Annotated in this window: 2 protein-coding genes; both read right to left on the bottom strand. The window is 68.0% G+C overall.

The window, feature by feature from the left end; translation table 11 throughout:
- The coding region (locus tag AAFN69_RS34990) for a 2-oxoacid:ferredoxin oxidoreductase subunit beta (RefSeq protein ID WP_347732991.1) at positions 1-992 on the bottom strand (992 nt) is incomplete at its 3' end.
- Positions 985-2502, bottom strand: a 1518-nt coding sequence (locus AAFN69_RS34985; protein WP_347732990.1) for a 2-oxoacid:acceptor oxidoreductase subunit alpha, incomplete at its 5' end; no start/stop codon positions are given. The genes AAFN69_RS34985 and AAFN69_RS34990, both read right to left, overlap by 8 nt.

Raw genomic sequence — 2502 nt, 5'->3', positions numbered from 1 at the left:
GTGGCGGTGTGGAGCTGGTCGTTCATGAGGGTGTCGTAGACGGGGCGTTGGATGTTGCGGATGACGCCGATGGGGGTGTGGTGGAGGGTGTCGTTGTCGGCGAGGCGGGTGAGGGCGAAGTGGGTGGTGGGTGAGGGGTTGTGGGCGTCGTGGGTGAGGAGGTGTGGGCGGTTGTGGGGGGTGAGGGTGGTGGCGTGGAGGTCGCCGGTGTGGGGGTCGCGGATGACGCCTTTGGTGTGGTCGGTGCCGAAGGTGATGGGCTGGCCGTGGGTGAGGCGGATGAGGGCGTCTTGTGCGTGTTCTTTGTCTTTGAGGGTGTCGAAGGCGCCGTCGTTGAAGATGTTGCAGTTCTGGTAGATCTCGATGAGGGCGGTGCCTTGGTGTTGTGCGGCTTGCCGGAGGGTTTCGGTGAGGTGTTTGCGGTCGGTGTCGAGGGTGCGGGCGATGAAGGTGGCTTCGGCGCCGAGGGCGAGGGAGAGGGGGTTGAAGGGGGTGTCGAGGCTGCCCATGGGGGTGGATTTGGTGATTTTGCCGGTTTCTGAGGTGGGGGAGTACTGGCCTTTGGTGAGGCCGTAGATGCGGTTGTTGAAGAGGAGGATTTTGAGGTTGACGTTGCGGCGGAGGGCGTGGATGAGGTGGTTGCCGCCGATGGAGAGGGCGTCGCCGTCGCCGGTGACGACCCAGACGGAGAGGTCCTGGCGGGTGGTGGCGAGGCCGGTGGCGATGGCGGGTGCGCGTCCGTGGATGGAGTGCATGCCGTAGGTGTTCATGTAGTAGGGGAAGCGGGAGGAGCAGCCGATGCCGGAGATGAAGACGGTGTTCTCGCGGCGGATGCCGAGGGTGGGCATGAAGGACTGGACGGCGGCGAGGACGGCGTAGTCGCCGCAGCCGGGGCACCAGCGGACTTCCTGGTCGGTTTTGAAGTCCTTGGCGGTCTGGGGGGTGGTGGCGCGGGGGACGAGGGGGAGGAGTCCGGTGACGGTGTCAGTCATGGGTGGTCTCCTGGTGTCCGCTGGTGGCCTGTCCGGTGGTGGTGGTGTCGCTGGTGGTGGTGCCGTGCCCGTTGTCGGTGTTGGTGTCGTGCCCGTTGGTTTTGGTGGTGGCGTTTTTGAGGGCGTGGGCGAGCTGGGCTGCTTTGAAGGGCATGCCGTTGATCTGGGTGATGCTGTGGGTGGGGGTGAGGTAGCGGGCGCGGATGAGGGTGTTGAGCTGGCCGAGGTTCATTTCGGGGATGATGACGTGCTGGTAGCGGGTGAGGATGTCGGCGAGGTTGGGGGGGAGGGGGTTGAGGTGGCGCAGGTGGGCCTGGGCGATGGGGTGGTGTTCGGTGCGCAGGCGGCGGACGGCGGCGGTGATGGGTCCGTAGGTTGATCCCCAGCCCAGGACGAGGGTGTCGGCGTGGTGGGGGTCGTCGACGGCCAGGGGCGGGATGGTGATGTTGTCGATTTTGGCCTGGCGGGTGCGGACCATGTGTTCGTGGTTGGCGGGGTCGTAGGAGATGTTGCCGGTGCCGTCCTGTTTCTCGATGCCGCCGATGCGGTGTTCGAGTCCGGGGGTGCCGGGGACGGCCCAGGGGCGGGCGAGGGTGTGGGGGTCGCGTTTGTAGGGCCAGAAGACGTCGGTGCCGTCGGGCAGGGTGTGGTTGGGGCCGGTGGCGTGGGGGGTGCGCAGGTCGGGGAGGTCGGCGGGGTCGGGGATCCGCCAGGGTTCGGAGCCGTTGGCGAGGTAGCCGTCGGAGAGGAGGAAGACGGGGGTGCGGTAGGTGAGGGCGATGCGGGCGGCCTCGATGGCGGCGTCGAAGCAGTCGCCGGGGGTGCGGGGGGCGATGACGGGGACGGGTGCCTCGCCGTTGCGGCCGTACATGGCCTGGAGGAGGTCGGCCTGTTCGGTTTTGGTGGGCAGGCCGGTGGAGGGTCCGCCGCGCTGGATGTCGACGATGAGCAGGGGCAGTTCCAGGGAGACGGCGAGGCCGATGGTCTCGGATTTGAGGGCCACGCCGGGGCCGGAGGTGGTGGTGACGGCGAGCGCGCCGCCGAACGCGGCGCCGAGGGCGGCGCCGATGCCGGCGATCTCGTCCTCGGCCTGGAAGGTGCGCACGCCGAAGTTCTTGTGCCGGGACAGTTCGTGGAGGATGTCGGAGGCCGGGGTGATCGGGTAGGAGCCCAGATACAGGGGCAGGCCGGCCTGGCGGGCGGCGGCGATCAGTCCGTAGGACAGGGCCAGGTTCCCCGACATGTTGCGGTAGACGCCGGGGGGGAAGGCGTGCGCGGCGGGCGCGATCTCGTAGGAGACGGCGAAGTCCTCCGTCGTCTCGCCGAAGTTCCAGCCCGCCCGGAACGCGGTGATGTTCGCCTCCGCGATCACCGGCTTCTTCGCGAACTTCGACCGCAGGAACGCCTCCGTGCCCTCCGTGGGACGGTGATACATCCACGAGAGCAGGCCCAGCGCGAACATGTTCTTCGACCGCTCCGCCTCCTTGCGGGTCAGCCCGAACTCCTTCAG

The organism is Streptomyces sp. CAU 1734 (assembly GCF_039888735.1).
Taxonomy (GTDB): Bacteria; Actinomycetota; Actinomycetes; order Streptomycetales; family Streptomycetaceae; genus Streptomyces.
The sequence above is the reverse complement of the archived record's forward strand: the minus strand, read 5'-3'. Positions and strand labels throughout refer to the sequence as shown.